Below are 20378 nucleotides of genomic sequence, written 5' to 3'. Positions count from 1 at the left end.
CTTCAAGACCGACGCCGTGAAAGCCGACATGCTCGTCGGCATCGCCAAGATCACCGTCAACACCAAGTAACACCCCACCAGGAAAACCTGCCGGAGATCTAGTCTGCACCGGCGGGAAGTGCCACGGTTCCTCCCTTGGAGGTCCGTGGCACTTTTGCGTGGCAGAGGCTGTGGCCGGCGGCTTCAGCTGCGTGCTGTGTGCTGATCCTGCCGCCACGGCGGGGTGCCCAGGAGAAAAAGGGTAGCGGCAAGCATCACGCCCGCGGCGAAGATGGTGGCCATGTGGAGGGACAGTGGGCTGCCGTTATACATGGTGATGCCAACAGCCAGCAGGGAAGCGGCCAGGAGCGCCAGGGCCGCCGGGTGCTGCCTGCGCAGTCCCGCCATAACCAGCAGGGCAGGTACCGCGTACCAGATCATGCTGGCCGTTCCCATGGCGTTGATCTGCCCGGCAACGCCCTCCGTGCCCGGTATTGCGGCCACAACCTGGGGAAAGAACATCGAGGTGCAGTGCAGAATCAGTCCCAGCGTGCCGGCCACGGTCACCGCCATGTCCAGTGGCGTCAGCCTGCGTGCGAACCTCTTCAAGGGGATGCCGGGCACTGTCACACGGAGCACCAGCAGGGCAAAGGCGACGCCGGCGAGGGCAAAGACGAACATGGTGGACATGGCTCCACCCTAATGCCGCACCCTGGCCCGGGTGATTCCGCTGAAACCGGCCCGTGTGAGTGATTTCACGCGCAACCCGGCACCGGCCGCCGTCGCACCGCCCTAGAATGGATGGTGAACGTAGAAGTTCTGCCGCCGGGTCTGCGTTCGCAGCCGGTGGCTTTTTCTTTGCGCACCATGCAGGTGCCCGGGGTGGACCGAATCCCCGCCAGCACCTAGGTTCCGGACACGCTCCGGCGGCCGTGATCCGCGTACGACGCCGTAAGCGGTGGATTTTAGGAAGGTAGTTCTGTGAGTCAGACGTCAGATTCTTGTCTTGATACGTGGATGGGCCGTGAGGCACTCGCCGAGGCCATGATTCCGGTGATCGGCCGGCTGTACCGCGAGAACAACGTGGTGACCTCCATCCACGGCCGCAGCCTGATCAACAAGTCCACCATGAACATCCTCAAGGCGCACCGTTTCGCGCGCCGGATGAGCAAGGAAGAGCTGCGCCTCGAAGAGACCGCCCCGCTGCTGGACGCCCTGACCAAGCTGGACCTCGGCGCCGCCGCCATCGACATCGCCCGCCTCACGGAGAAGTACCGCGCCGAGGGCGACGGCGTCAGCCTGGATGAATTCCTCCGCGGGGAACTCGCCGAGGTTGTCGGCAAGCGCGGGGGCGATGACCGCACCAGCACCGACGTCGTCCTCTATGGCTTCGGCCGTATCGGCCGGCTTCTGGCCCGCCTCCTGATCGAAAAGGCCGGTGGCGGCCACGGCCTGCGCCTGCGCGCGATCGTGGTCCGCCGCGGCTCGGACAACGACCTGGCCAAGCGTGCCAGCCTCCTGCGCCGCGACTCCGTCCACGGCTCCTTCGAAGGCACCATCAAGGTGGACCTCGAGAAGGACACCATCACCGCCAACGGCGTCCAGATCCAGGTCATCTACTCGGACAACCCGGCCACGGTCGACTACACCGCCTACGGCATCCACGACGCGCTCGTGGTCGACAACACGGGCCGCTGGCGCGATGCTGAGGGCCTTTCCCAGCACCTGCAGAGCAAGGGCGCCTCCCGTGTGCTCCTGACCGCCCCGGGCAAGGGCGCGCTGAAGAACATCGTGCACGGCATCAACCACGCCACGATCACCGAATCGGACAGGATCGTCTCCGCGGCGTCCTGCACCACCAACGCCATCACCCCTGTCCTGAAGGCGATCAACGACCGCTACGGCGTGGTGCACGGCCACGTGGAGACCGTCCACTCCTTTACCAACGACCAGAACCTGATCGACAACTTCCACAAGGGCGACCGCCGCGGACGCTCTGCCGCGCTGAACATGGTCATCACCGAGACGGGTGCCGCCCAGGCCGTCGCGAAGGCCCTGCCCGAGCTCCTCGGCAAACTGACGGGCAGCTCCATTCGCGTCCCTACCCCGGACGTGTCCCTGGCCATCCTGAACCTGAGCCTGGAAAACGGCACCACCAAGGATGAGGTCAATGACTACCTGCGGGAAATGTCGCTGCACTCGCCGCTGCGCAAGCAGGTCGACTACATCGATTCGCCCGAGGTTGTCTCCACGGACTTCGTCGGCTCCCGCCGGGCAGGCATCGTCGACGGCCTGGCCACCATCTCCAACGATAAAAACCTCGTGCTGTACGTCTGGTACGACAACGAGTTCGGCTACAGCTGCCAGGTGGTCCGGGTCATGGAGGAAATGGCCGGCGTGAACCCGCCGTCCTTCCCTGCCAAGGATGCGGCAGCAACGCTGGAGGCCGCCGGCCTCCCCGTCGAGGTAACAGCCTGACGGCAATTTCCTGAAGTCTGTTCCCCTTTCCCGGCCGGTCCACTGGAATCGGCCGGGAAAGGGCACCACAATGGTGCCATGGAACAGAACTCGGCAGTGGAACACGACACCACCCTGGAACACGCCCTGGACGTCGCGCGGCGGAACGCCAAGGAAGCCAAACGGCTCCTCGACGATGCCCGGGCCAAGTATGCGGTCGGTGAGGTTGACCAGGCGCGGGTCCAGCAACTCGAATCGCTTATGGCCCTCGCCAACGAAGACCTCGCCCGGGTGACCAAAGAGAACTAGCGGGCCGCCTGTCCTCCACACGGTGGACAACGCACTGAGCGCGGGGTGCCCGGCCTAGGATTCGGGAGTGCAGCAAGAAACCCCCGCGCTGGCGTGCAGTGACCTGGACCGGCCATGACTACCACATGGGCGGACTTCCGCCGGGCCAGGCGCCGGTCCCGCCAGGCATGGGCCGTGCTGGCCGCCGGCGGTTTCGTCGTCATCGGGGGACTGGGCTGGTTTTTCGCGGCGGGCCAGTTCGCCGTCTCCGAGCCCGCGGCCACCGGACCGCGCGAGGCGCCCGTGCTCGCCCCGGGCTGGATGAAGGCCGTCCCGGCGGTACGGCCGGTCCCGCCAGGATCCGCTGCCGCTGCGCTGGAGTTGCTCGCGGTCAAAGGCCGTGCCGCCCGGGACAACTACGACCGGGCCGCCTTCGGGCAGGCCTGGCTCGATGTGGACCGGAACGGCTGCGACACGCGCAATGACATCCTCCGCCGGGACCTTGGGGACGCCGGGTTCACCGAGGGCTCCCGTTGCCGGGTGGCCGCGGGAACCCTTGTGGAACCGTACACCGGGCACCTGATGTCCTTCCGCCGCGGAGCCGATAGCAGCCAGGCCCTGCAGATCGATCACGTCGTCGCGCTCGGCGACGCCTGGCAGAAGGGCGCCCAGCAGCTGACGGCCCAGCAGCGTGAGCACCTCGCCAACGATCCGCTCAACCTGATCGCCGTGGACGGCCCGGCCAACCAGGACAAGAGCGCGTCCGACGCCGCCACCTGGCTTCCGCCGAACAGGGCCTTCCGCTGCCACTACGTTGCCCGGCAGATCTCGGTCAAGGCCGCCTACCAGCTGTGGGTGACGGCAGCAGAAAAGGATGCAATGAAGCGGATCCTCGGGTCCTGCCCCGGGCAGCAGACCATCGTCCCCGAACCTGTCCCGGAACCGGCCGCTAGACTGCAGCCATGAATACAACCCTGCCCATCGTCGAGTTCCTTGCCCCTTTTTTTGGTAGCTGGAACGGCACCAACGACCTACGGATCATGCCTACGGACGAGTACCGGCGCTCGCCCTCGGCCGCCACGGTCAGCGTGGCCGCACACGATTTCGCGACGATTTCCTACACCTGGGAGGAGGACGGAAAACCGCAGGACGGGGTGCTGCTGCTTGGCGGTACGGCCGCCGCGGCAAAGGCAGTATGGGCAGATTCGTGGCACACGGCCCAGGTTTGGCTGAACCTGGCCGGGGAGGTGGGTTCCGACGGTGTGCTCCGGCTTACCGGATCTTATGCCGCGCCGGAGGGGCCGGACTGGGGCTGGGAGATCCACATCAGCCCCGCGGAGCAGAAGATCACCATGCATAACGTCGTCCCCGGGCACGATCCGTACCAAGTCGTCGAACTGCTGACACCGACCCCGCGCTAAGCGGCGGGCTGCGAGGGCAGGGCTGGCGTTCGGGACGGAGCAGGAGCAGCCTGCGGTTGCTCCGGCAAGCAGCAGCGCAACCGCCAGCCTGGCCGGTCCCGGCCTCACAGGAGTGTGCCCCCGTCCACGGCCCGGGAGTTGAGGTCGGCCTCCAGCCGTTCGACGTCGTCACGCCGGCAGAGTTCGGTGGCCGGCGTCATCACCGTCGCGCTGCCGGCTGCGACGGCCGCGCGGAACGACGATTCCAGCGTCCGGCCCTGCGCCAGACGGAGCACGAACCCGGCCAGGAAGCTGTCGCCCGCTCCGACGGTGCTGCGAACCTGCACCTGCGGCACAGCCAGCCGGAGGATCCCGGACTTCGAGGCCAGCACGGCTCCTTCGCCGCCTAGGGTCAGGGCCACATGTTCCGCGGAGCCGTCAGCAACCAGCGCTGCGGCAGCCTCGACCTGGCTCTCTTCGCTGGTAAGCGCCGTGCCAACGTGCAGCCCCAGTTCCCGGCGGCTCGGCTTGACCAGGAATACCCCCTCGGCGAGGGCTTCTGCCAGTGCCGGCCCGGAGGTGTCCACAATGCAGCGCGCACCGTAGAGGCGGGCCAGCCGCGCCACCTGCGCATAGAAATCCTCCGGGACCCCCGGAGGCAGGCTGCCGCTGGCGACGACGTACCCGCCCACCGGGAGTGAATCCGCTACCAGGGCCAGGCATAGGCGCCACTCCGGCTCGCTCAGCTCGGGACCCTCCAGCACGAAGCGGAACTGCTTTCCCGTCGTCGTCTCATCAACGGTGAAATCCTCCCGTGTGCTGCCGGCGACCGGCACCACCAGGGCGGGGATACGCTCGGCCTCGATCAGCCGGCGGTACGCCTCTCCCGTGGGTCCGCCGGCGGTGTAGACCGCCAGCGCCCGGCCGCCGAGCCGCTGCACCACGCGGGCCACGTTCACCCCGCCGCCGCCCGGGTCGACTCGGCTGGTGGAGCACCGGAGCTTGTGGCCGCTCATGACCTGTCCGGTCGAGGTGCTGATGTCCAGCGCGGGATTCACGGTGAGGGTGAGGATGGGCTGCATCGCCATCGATGTTGGGGCTTCCATGGGCCCAGCATAGGAGCACCGGGCTGCTCGTGTCCGAAGTGCTGCCTCCCCTTGTGGGGCTTCGGCTGCTCCGCAAGAATGGGCCAGGTGGCGGGTTGCTCCGCGCGGGACGACTGGAACGGGAACCATGGCAAAGGATAAGGGTGGCTCCGGCAAACGCCATGCCGGCAGGAAAGCCGATGGCGGAGCGGCCCCCCCGCGGCTTGGCACCAAAATCTACGAACGGGAACTATTCCGGCTCCAGGCCGAGCTCGTCGCGATGCAGGAATGGGTCCGCAGCACGGGAGCGCGGGTGCTCGTGATTTTTGAAGGACGGGACGCGGCCGGGAAAGGGAGCGCCATCAAGCGGGTCACCGAGTACCTGAATCCACGTTTTGCCCGGACCGTAGCCCTCCCGGCACCAACCGATCGGCAGCGGGGCGAATGGTACTTCCAGCGCTATGTGGAGCACCTCCCCGCGGCCGGGGAAATCGTTCTCATGGACCGTTCCTGGTACAACCGGGCCGGCGTCGAACATGTCATGGGCTTCTGCACGCCCGCGGAACACAAGCGCTTCATGGCGCAGTGCCCGGTCTTTGAACGCCTCCTGATCCAGGACGGCATCCTGCTGTTCAAGTACTGGTTCTCGATCAGCCACGCCGAACAGGAACGGCGGTTCAAATCCCGGCTCGATGATCCGATGCGGCAATGGAAACTCTCGCCCATGGACCGGGACGCGATCCTCCGCTGGGAAGACTACTCGCGGGCCAAGGACGAAATGTTCGTGCAAACGGACACGGCCGAGTCGCCCTGGTACGTGGTCGAGGCCGAGGACAAGCGCCGGGCCCGGATCAACCTGATCGCCCATTTGCTGTCCAGCATCGACTACACCGAAGTGCGGACCGAACCGGTGACCTTGCCGGCGCGGCCCAAGGCAGTCAATTACATCCGCCCGCCACGGGAACTGTTCCGTTATGTTCCGGACCATGCGGCGAGCCTGGAAAGGCCCGTGCCGGACTGACCGCGGCCGCGCTCCGGACGTCTTTAACCCGCACCAGTGACGCCAGTGGAGGCGGGCAGGTAGGGTACCGGCATGGACATCATCCTGGTACCCGGATTCTGGTTGGACGCCTCGTCGTGGGACGGGGTGACGCCGCCGCTGGTTGCGGCCGGACACCAGGTCCACCCGCTCACCCTACCCGGGCTGGAATCGGCCGACGCGCCGCGGGCCGGCATCGGCCTGCGCACCCACATCGACGCCGTCGTGGCGAGGATCGACGCCTTCGATGCCCCGGTGGTCCTGGTGGGCCATTCGGGCGGCGGCGCCATCATCCACGGAGCTGTTGACGCCCGCCCGGACCGTGTGGCCAGGGCCATCTACGTTGACAGCGGTCCGCTCGGTGACGGCGGTGTCATCAACGCGGAGCTGCCGGCCGACGGCGACGGTGTGCCGCTCCCGCCCTGGGAGTTGTTCGATGATGAAGACCTCACTGACCTCGACGAGGAGCTGCGGGCCATGTTCCGGGCGCGTGCCGTCCCGCAGCCGAAGGGCGTGGCCCAGGACCCGCAGAGGCTGCACGACGAGCGCCGCTACGACGTCCCGGCCACCGTGATCGCCTGCGAGTTCCCGAGTGCCATGCTGATCGAAATGATCGCGGCCGGACACCCCTTTGTCGCAGAGCTCGGGAGCGTCCGCGACGTCGAATACGTTGATCTGCCCACCGGGCATTGGCCACAGTTCACTAAGCCCGCGGAACTCGGCGCCGCCATTCTGGCCGCGGTCGGCCGGAGCGCGTGAGCCTGGGCCCTAGTGCCCGAAGGGGTCCGGATCCACGCCCGGCATCCAGGTCAGTCCCGGGACGCCCCAGCCGCTTTTCTTGGCCTGCTTCATGGCCTTGCGGGAATAGCGGTCGATCAGCCGGTTGACGTACAGCGTGCCGTCCAGGTGGTCGTATTCGTGCTGGATGACCCGGGCGAACCAGCCCGTGGCCTCGAAGTCCACCGGATTTCCGTCTCCGTCGAAGCCCTGTACCCGCGCCCATTCGGCGCGCTGGAGCGGGTACTGCCCGCCCGGGAAAGACAGGCAGCCTTCCTCGTCCTCATCCGGATCCGGCAGCGCGCCGGAGATCTTGGAGAGGGTCAGCACCGGGTTAACGACGACGCCGGCGGGCGGGGCGCCGTCGTCGTTCTCGTATTTGTACACGAAGAGCCGCTTGCCTACCCCTACCTGGGGCGCGGCGAGGCCGACGCCGTTGGCGGCGTCGTTGGTCTCGATCATGTCCGCGATCAGGGCCCGCAGTCCGTCGTCGAAGGCGTCGACTTCCGCGGCCCGGCGGTGCAATACGGGTTCGCCCCAGATCGTGATCGGCAGAACGGTCATGTCAGTTGTTTCCTCTAGTGCTTTCTTGCTCGCTGGTTGCTCGCTGGTGGTCGGCGCCTAGCCGGCGATGGTGCGGCCGACGACGTCGCGCATGATTTCGTTGGTGCCGCCGAAGATGGTCAGCAGCCGGGCGGCCAGGAAGGCCTGCGCCACGGGGTATTCCAGGATGTAGCCGTAGCCCCCGTGCAGCTGGAGGCAGCGGTCGGTGACCGACTTGGCGCGCTCGGAGGCCCACAGCTTCGCGCGGGCGGCGGACGCTGCGTCGAGCTCCCCGGCGTTGAACGCCAGGATCGCCCGGTCAACATACGTCTCGGTGACCTCGACCTCGGTAAGGATATCGGCCAGCTCAAAACGGCTGTTCTGGAAATCGATGATCCGTTCGCCGAAGGCGTTGCGGTCCTTCGCGTAGCGCACGGTCGCCTCGTAGATGGCCCGGACGACGGCGGAGCTGGCCGCGGCGATCGCCAGCCGGCCCTGGGGGAGCTGCTCGGCCGCGTACTGCAGGCCCTTGCCTTCCTCGCCCACCAGGTCAGCGTGCGGCACCCGGACATTATCGAAGAACAGTTCCGCGGTGTCGGAGGCCTGCAGGCCCATCTTGTCCAGCTGCTTGCCCGTGTTGTAGCCCTCGCCCTTGGCGACCATGAACAAGGAGAAGGAGTCGCTGTTTCCGCGGCCGGTGCCGCCGTCGGTCCGGGCCAGGACGAGGGAAGCGTCGCCGGAGATGCCGTTGCCGATGAAAGTCTTCTGGCCGCTGATCAGCCAGTCGTCGCCGTCGCGCACCGCCTTGGTCCTGATGCCGCGCAGGTCCGAGCCGGCACCGGGTTCGGTCCAGGCGATCGAGGTGACCTTATCGCCGGACACCATGCCGGGCAGCCAGCGGCCTTTGAGGTCCTCGGAGCCGTAGGCCAGCAGGTGGGGGAGGACCATGTCGTCGTGCAGGTGGAAGGCCAGGCCCACCGCGAGGTGGTTGCTCCTGGCGAATTCCTCGTCGAGCACAGCACGGAAGCGGTAGTCGTCCATGCCCAGGCCGCCGAACTCCTCGGGCACCGCGAGGCCCAGCAGGCCCTGCTCGCCGGCGGCCGTCCACAGCTCACGGGACATCATGTGGTCCTTGTCCCACTGGGCGTAGTGCGGGGCCACGGCCCGGGCGTTGAACTCGGCAGCCATCTCACGGAACATCTCGTGGTCTTCTTCAAAGAGCGTGCGCTTCATGGCGTTTCCTTCCGGTGACGGCTCCTGGGACGGACAGCTGCACAGACGCTTGTGCAGACGACAAAGGCCGCACCGGATATCCGGTACGGCCTTCGTCTTAGGTCGGACACTTACTGCCGTCCTTCATGAGGGTGAGCGACGGGGGTTGAACCCGCGACCTCCTGGACCACAACCAGGCGCTCTGCCAACTGAGCTACGCCCACCATGCGCCCCGACACGCCAACCGGTGGACCGGCGGGCTGCAAAGGCAACGACAAATAGCTTACCTGCTGTTCGGGGGTGGTTCTGCCAATTTTCGGGTTTTCACCGAAATTACCTCGAAACGTGGCGCAGATTACTCCGGACAGCTACTCGGCAAGGGTTGGAGAAGGTGCGGGCTCCGGGGCCGGCTTCTCCGCGGTACCCATGACCTTCCTGGCGATCCTCTGCGCGGCGGCGCTGTCCGGCCCCGGGGCGGGGACAAAGACGGCCTCGCGGTAGTACCGCAGTTCGTCGATGGAATCCTGGATGTCCCCGAGCGCCCGGTGCCCGCCGAGCTTCGCGGGGGACTGGAAGTAGGCACGCGCGTACCAGCGGCGCGAGAGTTCCTTGATGGTGCTCACATCGATGACCCGGTAGTGCAGGTGCTCCACGAGTTCGGGCATGTCGCGGACCAGGAAAACGCGGTCAGTTCCCACCGAGTTGCCGCCCAGCGGGGCCTTCTTGGGATCCGGAACCCACTTCCTGACGTACTCCAGCACGATTGACTGCGCCTCCGCCATGGTCTTCCCGTGCGGGAGTTCTGCCAGGAGCCCGGAACGGGTGTGCATGTCGCGGACGAAGTCGCCCATTTGTGCCAGTGCGGCGTCGTCCGGCTTGATCACGACGTCGACGCCGTCACCGAGGATGTTGAGCTCCGAATCCGTCACCAGGGCGGCCACTTCGATGAGGGCGTCGTGGGTGGTGTCCAGGCCGGTCATTTCGCAGTCGATCCAGACGATGCGTTCATTAGATATAGGCACGCGCCCAGCCTACCGTTCCGCCGCCCCTGAGCCGTCCGGTGCTAGGATTTCGGTTACGCGGCCGGCGGAATTGTTCGTCCCGGCGGCGCGCCCCGGGCCGGTTTTCAAGGCTGGCTGACGGTGGAATTAAGCCCCACGAAAGATTGGATGACCCTGAGATGACGGCGCCTGTGCCTGTGACGGGGAAAACGGCTACCGGCACGTCCCACACAGAAGGTTCGTCCCGCACGGAAGGTTCGTCCCGCACGTCCGGGACGGCGGCTGTTCCCGAAGTGGACAACCCCCGTACCCCGCTCCTGGCGGGATTCATCGGATCAGTCTTCATGGCAGTCGGTTCGCTCGGCGTCGGCTGGCTCGCGCCGGCCTCCGAGCTCCGCAGGCTTCCGCTGTTCATCTGGATGCGCACGGAGGCGTTCGGCGTCGGCCTGTGCATTCTGCTGCTGGCCGTCGGCGGGATGCTGCTGGTCCGCTCGTGGCTGCGTCTCGGCCAGCGGGTGCGGGTATGGGGGGCGCAGGCACGCAAGGCGACCCTGCAGGCAGTTGTCCTCTGGGGCCTTCCGCTGATGTTCTCCGTTCCGCTGTTCAGCCGGGACGTCTACGCCTACATCGGGCAGGGCCGCCTGATGGTGGAGGGCTTCAACCCGTACGAAAACGGCATTTCGGCGCTTTCCAACTACTTCCAGCTCGGCGCCGACAAGATGTGGACCGAGGCGCCCGTCCCGTACGGGCAGCTCTTCCTCTGGATCGAACAACTGATTGTCTGGTCCACGCACGTGCACCCCGAGGCCAGCATCATGCTGTTCCGCCTCGCCGCCCTTCTCGGGATAGTGCTGTGCGTGATTTATGTGCCCAAGCTCGCTGAACTCCACGGCGTCAACCCGCACCGGGCCCTGTGGCTCACCGCCGCCAACCCCCTCTTCCTCACCAACTTCGTCGCCAGCGTCCACAACGACGCCCTGATGATCGGCCTGGCCCTTGCCGGCCTGTACTACTGCGCTACCCGGCGCGTTGTCCTCGGCATCGTCCTGGTGACGCTCTCCATCTCGGTCAAGCCCATCACGATCGTCTTCCTGCCGTTCATCGGGCTGCTCTGGGCCGGAAAGAATGCCGGCTGGCCGCGGAAGTTCCTCTTCTGGGGGCTCACGGCCGGAATCAGCCTGGCCCTGCTCTATGCCATGAGCCTGGTCAACGGATTCGGCTTCGGCTGGATCAACGGGCTCTCCGCCCCGGGCAGCATCTGGATCTGGTACGCCCCGATCGGACTGCTCGGCCTCGTGGTCGCCTCCCTGCTCAACGCCTTCGGGCTGGACGGCTGGGGGATGGCCAAGTGGGTGTACGACGCCGGCAAGCTGCTCGCGCTCGGGATCGTGGCCTGGCAGATCTTCCGCGGAGACTACGACCGACTGATGCGCCGCCTCACGCTGGCGTTCGCCGCCGTCGTGGTCCTGGCCCCGATGATCCAGTCCTGGTACGTCGTCTGGCTCATTCCGCTTTTCGCCGTCACCGGCATCCGGGATGACTGGCAGGTCAAGGCGCTGTACTTCATCGTGTCCTTTTTCATGGTCTACGCTATCTCGGACCAGCTGGAAGTCTTCCCCTACCTGCAGACCGCGGACCTGGGCCTGGCCCTCGCGCTGGCGCGCAACGCCGCCGCGATCATCGCCCTGCTCTTCGCCCTGTACCTGATCTTCCTGGACCCTAAGACCAAACTGCTGTTCAGCAAGTCGGAGGAGCCGGTCACCACCCGTCCGGTGATCTGATGGCTGCGGCTAGCTGCCGTCCCCCGGGGCGGGCAGCTTCCTGAGCGCTTCCCGGCGCGAAAGCGGGCTGAGCCCAGGGCCGCGCCGCTCGACGAAGGCGCGGACCCAGCCGGGGTCCGTTGAGGCATAGTCGCGAAGCGCCCAGCCGATGGCCTTGCGGATGAAGAACTCCTGATCGTGAAGGTTGGCATCGATCACGTCTGCCAGCAGGGCCGGATCGGTGGCCGATTTCGCGCCCAGCTGCGCCGTGATGGAGGCCCGCCGGATCCAGAAGTCCGGGTCCGCGCTCCAGCGGCGCAGCTCCGGGGCCAGTTCCTGCCGGTGCGCCTGCAGCAGTGCGCAGAGCCGGTGAGAAACGCCGTCGACGAGGTCCCACCACGCGCCGCTGCGGATGATCTCCTCGTACAGCGGAAGCATGCTGAGCTCGCCGGCGGCAAGCCGGAGCCCGGTGAGCTCGATCGCCGCGTAGCGTTCCTCGCGAAAGGTGGCACCGCGCCAGAGTTCCAGCACGGCGGACTTCAGGTCCTCGAGCGAGCCCGGCGGCAGCTCAGTGGCTGCCGCCCTGACAATCCGGCGCACCGCGGGGACCCGAACGCCGAGCGAGGGCATCTGCGACTTCATAAAGGCCTGGGCTCCGGCGGCCCGGGCCGGATCGGCGGCGGCAGCAAGCCGGGACCGGATGGTGGCAAGCAGTTCAGCATTGGCCATGAGCCAACTTTAGCCACCGGCAACTTCGGCCACCTCTGCCACCGGGCAACTTCGGCCACCGGGCCGGCTGGCCCTAGAGTTGAAGCCATGTCGATGATCAAGAACCCAGCTGAGATTGCCCTGATGCGCGAGGCCGGCCGGGTGGTGGCGAACACCCTGGAACGCGTGCGGGAGGCCGCCGCCGTCGGGATGTCCCTCGTGGAACTGGACACCGTGGCCGCTGCCTCGATTGCCGGCGCAGGCGCCACCCCCGCCTTCCTGAACTACCGGCCGCGCTGGGCATCGGTACCGTTCCCCGGCGTCATTTGCACGTCCGTCAACGACGCAGTGGTGCACGGCATCCCGAACGGCTACACGCTCCGGGACGGTGACCTGCTGAGCGTTGACTGCGGCGCCTTCCTTGAGGGCTGGTGTGGCGACGCGGCCATCAGCTTCATCGTCGGGACCCCCGACCCGGTGGACCAGGCCCTGATCGACGCCACCGATGCCGCCCTGGCCCGCGGCATCGAGGCCGCCCGGATCGGGAACAAAATGGGGGACCTGGGCTATGCGATCGGCGGGGCGTCACGCCGCGCCGGCTACGGCCTCCTCGCGGACCACGGCGGCCATGGCATCGGCAAGACCATGCACGCCGAGCCGCACGTTCCCAACGACGGCCGGCCGGGCCGGGGCATCAAGCTGACCGAGGGGCTGGTCATCGCCATCGAGCCGATGCTGATCCTGGGCGGCAAGGACGATTACTTCCACGACGACGACGAATGGACCCTCCGCTCGGCGACGGGCCGCCGCGCTGCCCACAGCGAGCACACCGTGGCGATCACGAAGGACGGGCCGGTCATCCTGACGCTGCCCTAGGTTTGCTGAAAGCATCCTCGATGGCGTCGAACGTGGGCCGCTGCGTCAGCGGCCTCCGTTGGCCCTGCTCCGCTGGCGGTGTGCTGCGAGCCGGAGCTGGATGATGCGGGCGGCGCCGGCAATGGCGACGAGCACCCCGCCGCCGACGGCCGCGATGAACAGCGCGACCCCGAGGGCGACTGACCCTTGCAGGCCAAAGAACTTCACCTGGACGTAGTCCTGGTTCTGCAGGATGAAGGCGATGAGCAGGATCAGGACCACGAGGGCGCTGGCCACGGCGGCCCAGACCATTCCGGCGCGGGTCACCCGGCGCGGCTCCGGGCCCGGAGCGGGAACCGGCTCCGGGCTTGCCGCGCGCGGCCGCTCCGTGGAAGCGGGCTCGGCCGCCGGCAGCACTTCGGCGCTGCCAGCGGGGACCCGGGCGGTTCCTGCGTACTCCGGGTGGCCGGTATCCTCGGCGGGCGGCTGGGAATCCGCCGGGCCTGTGGGCTCGAATCCTTGGGGTGTCTGGGTCATGGCGGACGTACCTTTCCTTTGCGGGCTGGACGCGCCGGCGTTCCCGGCGAGCACTGCCCGTCAGCTTAATACTAAGCGTGCTGATGGCGGGAGGCAGCCAGCGGAAGGTGGCGCGCCACAGCAGGGTTTGGGCCGGACAATGGCCGCGCTTGCGCGCCGTCTCTGGCGCGGTCGGCCGGGCGCGGTCGGACGGGCGGGCGGACGGGCGGACTGGCGTGCGCGCACGGACGGGGCGTGCGCGCCGGCGGAAACGTCCGGCTGTTGGCACCGGAGATGCGACGGTATAGCGTCGCAGCCAAGGGATCCCCGGTGGAGGAGGCGCGGCCATGATCATTGACAACGCCGTCTACGTGGACGGACACAGGACCGCGGATCCGGACAGCCTGGACGAGACGTATTTCCTGCTGCGGCAGCGCGAGGGAATGGCCTGGATCGGCCTATACCGGCCGGATGCGCCGGAGTTACGTTCGGTGGCCGGTGAGTTCGAGCTCAACCATCTGGCGGTCGAGGATGCGCTGGCCGGTCACCAGCGGGCCAAGCTGGAACACTACGGCGAGACACTGTTCCTGGTGCTGCGTCCGGCGCGCTACCTGGATGACCTGGAGCAGGTGGAATTCGGCGAAATCCACGTCTTCGCCGGCGAGGATTTCGTGGTGACAGTCCGCCATGCCGAATCACCGGATCTCGCGCGGGTGCGGCGGCGGATGGAAGCCGAGCCGGAGTTCCTCGCTCTGGGGCCCGATGCCGTGCTGTACGCCATCCTGGACCAGGTGGTCGACGAGTACGAGCCGGTGGCCGCCGGGTTGGAGAACGACATTGACGAAATCGAGGACGATCTCTTCGCTGCGGACCCCGGCGTGTCCCGCCGCATCTACGAGCTTTCCCGCCAGGTCATCACGTTCCAGCGCGCGACGGCGCCCCTGACCGGGATCCTGCAGTCACTGATGACGGAGTCACCGGACCATCATCCAGGCCCGGAGTTGCAGGACCACTTCCGGGACGTCCTGGATCATGTGCTGCGGCTCAGTGACCGTGTCACGGCCTTCCGCGCCCTGCTGCAGAATGCGCTCGCCGTCAATGCTGCCCTGGTGGCCCAGCGGCAGAATGACGAAATGCGCCTGCTGACGGAGTCCAGCTTCGCCCAGAACGAGCAGGTCAAGCGGATCTCCTCGTGGGCGGCCATCCTGTTCGCGCCTACCCTGATCGGCACCATTTACGGAATGAACTTCCGTACCATGCCGGAACTCGATTGGGTTTTCGGCTATCCGATGGCGTTGGGACTAATGGTTGGCATGGGTCTGGTGCTCTTTTGGACGTTCAAGCACAACAAATGGATCTAGGGCCCCTGCTGTTCTCCGTCTGAACGGGGCCGAGGCTCTGGCCCGCGGATGTTTCCGCGAGCCAGAGCCTCGCTCTGGTGCCCCAGGAGGGAATCGAACCCCCGACCGGCGGATTAGAAGGCCGCTGCTCTATCCCCTGAGCTACTGGGGCACTGTCGGCGTGCCGTCCGGCCGCTGCCGGGTCGCGCCTCCAAAAGTTTACCGTGCCCGGCGGGCGGCCGCTGTCAGGAAACACGGCGGCTCTGTCACGGAATGCCACGACATCCGGATGCCCGGACACCGGCTTGCCGCAAATGGCCGCTCGGGAGCCGGCAATGCGGCCTTCTGTGGCAATCGGGCTTGCCCTGGGCGCAATGCCGGGCGTGGCGCAACGCCGGCCGTGGCCGACGGGCGTGCCTTGGGCGCAACGCCGCCCGCGGCCGCCCTGCCGAGTCCGACGCCGCGACGCCACCCCGCTCGCAACCTCCCGGTTGGGTTGTCCACATAGCCCAGCCCGGCCCTCGCCTCCGGCGGCCTCCGGCGTGAAGCTGGAACTGCCAGCCAGGCCATGACATTTCGAGAGGACACGAAAATGAGTGACAACATCACGGTCCGGGGCTTCGTCGCCACGGAGATCAAGAGTTCGACGACGCCCGGCGGCGTGGGGACGGCGTCTTTCCGCCTGGGATCGACCGAGCGCCGTTACGACCGCGGCTCCAGTACCTGGATTGACGGGAACACCAACTGGTTCACGGTCCAGGGCTACCGGCAGTTGGCCGGGAACATCGGCTGCAGCATCAAGAAGGGCCAGCGCGTCATCGTTGTCGGCCGGCTGAAGATGCGCAGCTGGGAAAAGGACGGCCGAATTCATCACGTGGCCGAAATCGACGCCGAATCCGTGGGGCACGATCTCATGTGGGGTTCCGCGAATTACACCCGCACCGCTGGCGCCGGCAACCACGGCAACGTCGGGCAGGCAACAGCGGCCTCCGTCGAAACGGACGGCAGCCCGGGAGAGGAGCCGCCGGGCGATCGGGAGGCCAGCGACGGCGATAGTTCCGACGGCGTGTTTGTCGAAGATGCGAACGGGGAGATGGCGGAGCTCGATGAGGAGACGGGCGAACTGAAAGGAGTCGCAGCCTGATCCGGACCGGACGGCCGGCGGCGCTCTGCGGCACCGTGACAGAGCCCCGTGACAGAATGGGCGCGTGATTCGAGCCCATGCCAGCAGCCGGGAGTCCGGGACCGTCCGTGTCCTGCTAGAGCGGTACCCGCCGTGTCGCCGGCTCCTCGCATACCTGGCGATTGGCGCAGTCCAGCTGTTCCTGCTGGCAACGACGGCCGCCTGCTCGGCGCCCACCCTTGCCGGCGGCGGTAACCCTGTCCCGTCGGTCCCGGCGGCCACATCGGTCCCCGCGGTCCCGGCGGCCACATCGGTCCCCGCGGTCCCGGCGGCCACATCGAACCCCGCGGTCCCGGCGGCAGTTCCGGGCGTCCAGCCAACACTGGATCCCGCCACCCTGGACGCAAAATCCCGCCTGGAGGCCGCCGTGGCGGGGGCGGTTGCCGCTGGGACCAAGCCGGGTACGGAGCAGTCAGGCACGGAGCAGTCAGGCACGGAGGTGATCCGGGCTGCTGTGGCCGCCGCGGGCTTTCCCTCGGACGGGGTGGAAATCACGGCGGGACGCACACCCACGGGCCTGGCCACCGATGCCGTCGAAGTCGCCGTCCAGGCAGGACGGAACTGCGTCGTTGCCCAGCTCCGTGGTGGCTCCGTCGCGGCCAGCGTTCTGCCGCCACTGGCGACCGGCCGGTGCCTTGTCGGCACACTGGGGACCCGTTGAATGTGAGTTATCCCGGCTGAGCCACTAGATTTGTAAGCATGGCGGAATTTATCTACACAATGACCAAGGCCCGTAAGGCTGTTGGCGAAAAACTTATCCTCGACGACGTGAGCATGTCCTTCTTCCCGGGGGCCAAGATTGGTGTTGTTGGCCCGAATGGTGCCGGTAAGTCCACCATTCTCAAGATCATGGCGGGCCTGGACATTCCCTCGAACGGTGAGGCCCGGCTCAGCCCCGGCTACACGGTGGGCATCCTGCTGCAGGAGCCGCCGCTGAACGAGGACAAGACCGTCCTGGGTAACGTCCAGGAGGGCGTTGCCGAGATTTACGGGAAGATCCAGCGCTTCAACGAGATCTCCGAGGAAATGGCTAACCCCGACGCTGACTACGATTCCCTCCTCGAGGAAATGGGCCAGCTGCAGGAAGCCATCGATACGGCCGACGCGTGGGACCTCGATTCCCAGCTCGAGCAGGCCATGGACGCCCTCCGCTGCCCGCCGCCGGAAGCCGACGTCACCCTCCTCTCCGGTGGTGAACGCCGCCGCGTCGCCCTCTGCAAGCTCCTGCTCCAGAAGCCGGACCTGCTGCTCCTCGACGAGCCCACCAACCACCTCGACGCCGAAAGCGTGCTCTGGCTCGAGCAGCACCTCTCCAGCTACGCGGGCGCTGTGCTCGCCGTGACCCACGACCGGTATTTCCTCGACCACGTGGCCGAGTGGATCGCCGAAGTGGACCGCGGACACCTGTACCCGTACGAGGGCAACTACTCCACGTACCTCGAAAAGAAGCGCGCCCGCCTGGAAGTCCAGGGCAAGAAGGACGCCAAGCAGGCCAAGCGCCTCACCGAGGAACTCGAGTGGGTCCGCTCCAACGCCAAGGGCCGCCAGACCAAGTCCAAGGCCCGCCTGGCCCGGTACGAGGAAATGGCTGCCGAAGCTGACCGCACCCGCAAGCTCGACTTCGAAGAGATCCAGATCCCGCCGGGACCGCGCCTCGGCGGACTCGTCCTGGAGGCGAAGAACCTCCAGAAGGGCTTCGAGGACCGCACCCTGATCGACGGACTGTCCTTCACGCTGCCGCGCAACGGCATCGTCGGCGTCATCGGCCCGAACGGCGTCGGCAAGACCACGCTGTTCAAGACCATCGTCGGGCTTGAGCCCCTCGACGGCGGCGAGCTGAAGATCGGCGATTCCGTCAAGATTTCCTACGCCGACCAGAGCCGCGGCGGCATCGACCCGGAAAAGACCCTGTGGGAAGTCGTCTCCGACGGCCTCGACTACATCCAGGTCGGCCACGTGGAAATGCCGTCCCGCGCCTACGTTGCCGCCTTCGGCTTCAAGGGCCCGGACCAGCAGAAGAAGGCCGGTGTGCTCTCCGGTGGTGAGCGCAACCGCCTCAACCTGGCCTTGACCCTCAAGCAGGGCGGAAACCTGCTGCTCCTCGATGAGCCGACTAACGACCTCGACGTCGAGACCCTCAGCAGCCTCGAAAACGCCCTGCTCGAATTCCCGGGCTGCGCCGTTGTGGTCTCGCACGACCGGTGGTTCCTGGACCGGGTGGCCACCCACATCCTGGCCTACGAAGGCGACGAGGAGAACCCCTCCAAGTGGTACTGGTTCGAGGGCAACTTCGAATCCTACGAGGAGAACAAGGTCGAGCGGCTGGGCCCGGATGCCGCGAAGCCGCACCGCGTCACCCACCGCCGCCTCACCCGCGACTAAGACGCCGGTCATGCCCGTGCGGCTCAGTCCCGCGCGGCGTTGGACATAGACGCGCGGCGTTGAACGCAGAAAGGCCGGCTCCCCACGGGGAGGCGGCCTTTCTCTGTCCGCGGGGCGGGCCGGTCAGTTGCGTTCGGCCTTGCGCACCTGGTGCTGCAGCACCTTGGCCTGGACGGCGCCTTTGACCTTGCTCTTCAGGTCATCCGGTACCCGGATCATGCCTTCCTGCGCCACCGTGGCCACGTGCCTGCCGTCGCGGCTGAAAATTCTCCCCGTGGCCAGGCCGCGCGCACCCTGGGCGCTGGGGGACTCCTGGACGTAGAGCAGCCACTCATCCACCCGGACCGGCCGGTGCCACCACATCGCGTGGTCCAGGCTCGCCACGGACATGCCCGGGGTAATCCAGCTCATGCCGTGCTGGCGGAGCACCGATTCCAGGATCGTGTAGTCGCTCGCATAGGCCAGCGCCGCGCGGTGCAGCTCCGGATCATCGGGCATCGGACCGAACGTGCGCATCCAGACCGCGTTCCGGGCCTCCTTCGGACCCTTCGCCGACACATAAAGGGCCGGATCAACGTGCCGGATATCGAAGGGCCGCTCATAGGCCCAGTGCCGGGCCACGGGGTGGTCGTACTTACCCAGCAGGTCCGCGGTGCTCGGCAGCGACTCCGGATCAGGGATTCCGGCCGGCATGTCGGTCTGGTGCTCGATGCCTTCATCCTCATCCTGGAAGGACGCGATCATCGAAAGAATGGGCATGCCCTCCTGGTACGCATGAACCCGCCGCGCCGAGAACGAGCGGCCGTCGCGGAGCCGTTGCACACCGAACGTGATGGGCTTGTTGGCGTCTCCCGGACGGAGGAAGTAGCCGTGCATCGAGTGCACGCCGCGGCCGTCGGGAACGGTGCGGCTGCCGGCGATCAGGGACTGTGCCAGCACCTGGCCGCCAAACACGCGATGCCGGGGCTGCTGCTGCGAGGGGCCCATGAAGATGTCCTCGTCAGTCCGCGCCCCCTCGAGCTCGCCGAGGTTCAGGAGTTGGAGGAGCGAGGAGGTGGGGTCCTGCGTGGGCGGCCCCTGCAATCCGGCTTCTGCTTCAGTCATGGTTCGACTCTAGACGCCCGCCCGGCACGGTCCCAAAGAGGCAGAGCCGGTAGAGTCGATATTGTGTCTGACGTCCTCACCCTGCCCCTGCAATTCACCGATCCCCGCGACCTCGCCGACCTTCGCACTTTCGCCACGCGCGCCAGGTCCATCGACGACGGCGCCATCCGGCTCCAGGCCTCCGGCGATGTGCTCGCCGCCTACGTCTGCGTGCTGCGGCCCAGGCTCATGGGGGAGTCCACGCCGACCATCCTCGGGCTGCGGACCATGGCGCTGGCGCAGCCGGCCCACACGGATGTGACGGTGCCCCTATCAGCGGTGCTGGACAGGCTGGCGCGGGCAGGGGAGCACGACGTCGAACTGGCGCTGCCGCCGGTGACGGTTACTGAATCCTGGGCCGGCGTCGGTGCGCCGCGGACTGGCTGGGAGTTCACGGCCACGTTGCAGGATTCCGACTTGCGGCTGGCCGCCGAGGCGGGCATCACCGAGGTCGCCGCCATCATGCCGGACAAGCCCGGCGCCCTGATCGTCAACAACGCCCGCGCCACAGTCTGGGGGAGGCAGTTGCCCGGTGTGGAGGGACTCCCGCTGGGCGCCGCGTTCGCGGCCCTCACGCTCGGATTCCTGGCCGACGGCGAGCAGAGTCTCTACCGGGCCGGGCGGTGGTTCCTGTTGAGCGGCACCCGCGGCCACGTGCTGGCCCGCTCGGGTACCGGCCTGTAAACAGGGCAGCTGCTGAGCAGGGCAGC

21 protein-coding genes and 2 tRNA genes are annotated in these 20378 nt (G+C 67.2%); 13 read left to right on the top strand and 10 right to left on the bottom strand.

Annotated features, from left to right (window positions below; genetic code table 11):
- Nucleotides 1-183: 183 nt before the first annotated feature.
- The gene (locus BJG92_RS01835; protein WP_232082307.1) at nucleotides 184-669 is read right to left on the bottom strand and encodes a hypothetical protein; all 486 of its coding nucleotides are present in this window, start codon (nucleotides 667-669) and stop codon (nucleotides 184-186) included.
- A 291-nt stretch (nucleotides 670-960) separates the two neighbouring features.
- On the opposite strand from BJG92_RS01835, the gene BJG92_RS01830 reads away from it, so the two are divergent.
- From BJG92_RS01830 to BJG92_RS01815, 4 genes are all read left to right on the top strand, one after another.
- Nucleotides 961-2457: a glyceraldehyde-3-phosphate dehydrogenase gene (locus BJG92_RS01830; protein WP_308011612.1), complete on the top strand. Its 1497-nt coding sequence runs from the start codon at nucleotides 961-963 to the stop codon at nucleotides 2455-2457.
- Between the two features lie 78 nt (nucleotides 2458-2535).
- Entirely contained in the window at nucleotides 2536-2745 is a 210-nt protein-coding gene (locus tag BJG92_RS01825) for a hypothetical protein (protein ID WP_232082305.1), read from the top strand.
- A 114-nt stretch (nucleotides 2746-2859) separates the two neighbouring features.
- A complete protein-coding gene (locus BJG92_RS01820) occupies nucleotides 2860-3690 on the top strand; it encodes an HNH endonuclease family protein (RefSeq protein WP_232082304.1) in 831 nt (276 codons plus the stop codon).
- A complete protein-coding gene (locus BJG92_RS01815; protein WP_232082303.1) occupies nucleotides 3687-4145 on the top strand; it encodes a DUF1579 domain-containing protein in 459 nt (152 codons plus the stop codon). The genes BJG92_RS01820 and BJG92_RS01815 overlap by 4 nt, the downstream gene beginning before the upstream one ends.
- A 104-nt stretch (nucleotides 4146-4249) precedes the next feature.
- Here the strand turns inward: BJG92_RS01815 and BJG92_RS01810 are convergent, their stop codons facing one another.
- On the bottom strand, nucleotides 4250-5230 hold the full coding sequence (locus tag BJG92_RS01810; RefSeq protein ID WP_232082302.1) for a 1-phosphofructokinase family hexose kinase: 981 nt from the start codon (nucleotides 5228-5230) through the stop codon (nucleotides 4250-4252).
- A gap of 127 nt (nucleotides 5231-5357) precedes the next feature.
- On the opposite strand from BJG92_RS01810, the gene ppk2 reads away from it, so the two are divergent.
- Nucleotides 5358-6230, top strand: coding sequence for a polyphosphate kinase 2 (gene ppk2, locus BJG92_RS01805; RefSeq protein ID WP_269461632.1), 873 nt, complete (start codon nucleotides 5358-5360; stop codon nucleotides 6228-6230).
- A 72-nt stretch (nucleotides 6231-6302) separates the two neighbouring features.
- Nucleotides 6303-7007, top strand: coding sequence for an alpha/beta fold hydrolase (locus BJG92_RS01800; protein ID WP_232082301.1), 705 nt, complete (start codon nucleotides 6303-6305; stop codon nucleotides 7005-7007).
- A gap of 9 nt (nucleotides 7008-7016) precedes the next feature.
- Here the strand turns inward: BJG92_RS01800 and def are convergent, their stop codons facing one another.
- From def to orn, 4 genes are all read right to left on the bottom strand, one after another.
- Nucleotides 7017-7589 (bottom strand): peptide deformylase, encoded by a 573-nt coding sequence (gene def / locus BJG92_RS01795; protein WP_232082300.1) that lies wholly within the window; start codon nucleotides 7587-7589, stop codon nucleotides 7017-7019.
- 57 nt (nucleotides 7590-7646) lie between these two features.
- On the bottom strand, nucleotides 7647-8801 hold the full coding sequence (locus BJG92_RS01790; RefSeq protein ID WP_232082299.1) for an acyl-CoA dehydrogenase family protein: 1155 nt from the start codon (nucleotides 8799-8801) through the stop codon (nucleotides 7647-7649).
- A 130-nt stretch (nucleotides 8802-8931) separates the two neighbouring features.
- Nucleotides 8932-9004 (bottom strand) — tRNA-His (locus tag BJG92_RS01785).
- A 144-nt stretch (nucleotides 9005-9148) separates the two neighbouring features.
- On the bottom strand, nucleotides 9149-9802 hold the full coding sequence (gene orn / locus BJG92_RS01780; RefSeq protein ID WP_308011611.1) for an oligoribonuclease: 654 nt from the start codon (nucleotides 9800-9802) through the stop codon (nucleotides 9149-9151).
- 158 nt (nucleotides 9803-9960) lie between these two features.
- Between orn and mptB the strand changes: the two genes are divergently transcribed.
- Complete coding sequence (gene mptB / locus BJG92_RS01775; protein WP_232082298.1) at nucleotides 9961-11562, top strand: polyprenol phosphomannose-dependent alpha 1,6 mannosyltransferase MptB; 1602 nt, start codon at nucleotides 9961-9963, stop codon at nucleotides 11560-11562.
- 9 nt (nucleotides 11563-11571) lie between these two features.
- Here mptB and BJG92_RS01770 read toward each other — a convergent pair whose 3' ends face one another.
- On the bottom strand, nucleotides 11572-12270 hold the full coding sequence (locus BJG92_RS01770; protein WP_232082297.1) for a DNA alkylation repair protein: 699 nt from the start codon (nucleotides 12268-12270) through the stop codon (nucleotides 11572-11574).
- A gap of 87 nt (nucleotides 12271-12357) precedes the next feature.
- Here BJG92_RS01770 and map point away from each other — a divergent pair, with 87 nt between their 5' ends.
- The gene (map, locus tag BJG92_RS01765; protein WP_232082296.1) at nucleotides 12358-13125 is read left to right on the top strand and encodes a type I methionyl aminopeptidase; all 768 of its coding nucleotides are present in this window, start codon (nucleotides 12358-12360) and stop codon (nucleotides 13123-13125) included.
- Between the two features lie 45 nt (nucleotides 13126-13170).
- On the opposite strand, the gene BJG92_RS01760 is transcribed toward map, so the two are convergent.
- Nucleotides 13171-13641, bottom strand: coding sequence for a lipopolysaccharide assembly LapA domain-containing protein (locus BJG92_RS01760; protein ID WP_232082295.1), 471 nt, complete (start codon nucleotides 13639-13641; stop codon nucleotides 13171-13173).
- Between the two features lie 326 nt (nucleotides 13642-13967).
- Between BJG92_RS01760 and BJG92_RS01755 the strand changes: the two genes are divergently transcribed.
- Nucleotides 13968-14981 (top strand): magnesium and cobalt transport protein CorA, encoded by a 1014-nt coding sequence (locus BJG92_RS01755; RefSeq protein WP_232082294.1) that lies wholly within the window; start codon nucleotides 13968-13970, stop codon nucleotides 14979-14981.
- Between the two features lie 75 nt (nucleotides 14982-15056).
- On the opposite strand, the gene BJG92_RS01750 is transcribed toward BJG92_RS01755, so the two are convergent.
- Nucleotides 15057-15132: transfer RNA gene (locus BJG92_RS01750), tRNA-Arg, on the bottom strand.
- A 420-nt stretch (nucleotides 15133-15552) separates the two neighbouring features.
- Here BJG92_RS01750 and BJG92_RS01745 point away from each other — a divergent pair.
- From BJG92_RS01745 to ettA, 3 genes are all read left to right on the top strand, one after another.
- A complete protein-coding gene (locus BJG92_RS01745; protein ID WP_232082293.1) occupies nucleotides 15553-16104 on the top strand; it encodes a single-stranded DNA-binding protein in 552 nt (183 codons plus the stop codon).
- 64 nt (nucleotides 16105-16168) lie between these two features.
- On the top strand, nucleotides 16169-16804 hold the full coding sequence (locus BJG92_RS01740) for a hypothetical protein (RefSeq protein WP_232082292.1): 636 nt from the start codon (nucleotides 16169-16171) through the stop codon (nucleotides 16802-16804).
- Nucleotides 16805-16842: 38 nt separating this feature from the next.
- Nucleotides 16843-18525, top strand: coding sequence for an energy-dependent translational throttle protein EttA (gene ettA / locus BJG92_RS01735; protein WP_232082291.1), 1683 nt, complete (start codon nucleotides 16843-16845; stop codon nucleotides 18523-18525).
- A 123-nt stretch (nucleotides 18526-18648) separates the two neighbouring features.
- On the opposite strand, the gene tesB is transcribed toward ettA, so the two are convergent.
- Nucleotides 18649-19629: an acyl-CoA thioesterase II gene (gene tesB / locus BJG92_RS01730; RefSeq protein WP_232082290.1), complete on the bottom strand. Its 981-nt coding sequence runs from the start codon at nucleotides 19627-19629 to the stop codon at nucleotides 18649-18651.
- Nucleotides 19630-19692: 63 nt separating this feature from the next.
- On the opposite strand from tesB, the gene BJG92_RS01725 reads away from it, so the two are divergent.
- Nucleotides 19693-20352: a hypothetical protein gene (locus tag BJG92_RS01725; RefSeq protein ID WP_232082289.1), complete on the top strand. Its 660-nt coding sequence runs from the start codon at nucleotides 19693-19695 to the stop codon at nucleotides 20350-20352.
- Nucleotides 20353-20378: the final 26 nt, after the last annotated feature.

Origin of the sequence: Arthrobacter sp. SO5, from assembly GCF_020532805.1 — a bacterium.
Classification (GTDB): Bacteria; Actinomycetota; Actinomycetes; order Actinomycetales; family Micrococcaceae; genus Arthrobacter.
The sequence above is the reverse complement of the archived record's forward strand: the minus strand, read 5'-3'. Positions and strand labels throughout refer to the sequence as shown.

Bases quoted from the DNA above. Each gene is read 5' to 3' on its own strand.
- BJG92_RS01835 (WP_232082307.1), bottom strand. From the start codon at position 669: ATGTCCACCATGTTCGTCTTTGCCCTCGCCGGCGTCGCCTTTGCCCTG.
- BJG92_RS01825 (WP_232082305.1), top strand. From the start codon at position 2,536: ATGGAACAGAACTCGGCAGTGGAACACGACACCACCCTGGAACACGCC.
- BJG92_RS01820 (WP_232082304.1), top strand. From the start codon at position 2,860: ATGACTACCACATGGGCGGACTTCCGCCGGGCCAGGCGCCGGTCCCGC.
- BJG92_RS01815 (WP_232082303.1), top strand. From the start codon at position 3,687: ATGAATACAACCCTGCCCATCGTCGAGTTCCTTGCCCCTTTTTTTGGT.
- BJG92_RS01810 (WP_232082302.1), bottom strand. From the start codon at position 5,230: ATGGAAGCCCCAACATCGATGGCGATGCAGCCCATCCTCACCCTCACC.
- ppk2 (WP_269461632.1), top strand. From the start codon at position 5,358: ATGGCAAAGGATAAGGGTGGCTCCGGCAAACGCCATGCCGGCAGGAAA.
- BJG92_RS01800 (WP_232082301.1), top strand. From the start codon at position 6,303: ATGGACATCATCCTGGTACCCGGATTCTGGTTGGACGCCTCGTCGTGG.
- def (WP_232082300.1), bottom strand. From the start codon at position 7,589: ATGACCGTTCTGCCGATCACGATCTGGGGCGAACCCGTATTGCACCGC.
- BJG92_RS01790 (WP_232082299.1), bottom strand. From the start codon at position 8,801: ATGAAGCGCACGCTCTTTGAAGAAGACCACGAGATGTTCCGTGAGATG.
- mptB (WP_232082298.1), top strand. From the start codon at position 9,961: ATGACGGCGCCTGTGCCTGTGACGGGGAAAACGGCTACCGGCACGTCC.
- BJG92_RS01770 (WP_232082297.1), bottom strand. From the start codon at position 12,270: ATGGCCAATGCTGAACTGCTTGCCACCATCCGGTCCCGGCTTGCTGCC.
- map (WP_232082296.1), top strand. From the start codon at position 12,358: ATGTCGATGATCAAGAACCCAGCTGAGATTGCCCTGATGCGCGAGGCC.
- BJG92_RS01760 (WP_232082295.1), bottom strand. From the start codon at position 13,641: ATGACCCAGACACCCCAAGGATTCGAGCCCACAGGCCCGGCGGATTCC.
- BJG92_RS01755 (WP_232082294.1), top strand. From the start codon at position 13,968: ATGATCATTGACAACGCCGTCTACGTGGACGGACACAGGACCGCGGAT.
- BJG92_RS01745 (WP_232082293.1), top strand. From the start codon at position 15,553: ATGAGTGACAACATCACGGTCCGGGGCTTCGTCGCCACGGAGATCAAG.
- ettA (WP_232082291.1), top strand. From the start codon at position 16,843: ATGGCGGAATTTATCTACACAATGACCAAGGCCCGTAAGGCTGTTGGC.
- tesB (WP_232082290.1), bottom strand. From the start codon at position 19,629: ATGACTGAAGCAGAAGCCGGATTGCAGGGGCCGCCCACGCAGGACCCC.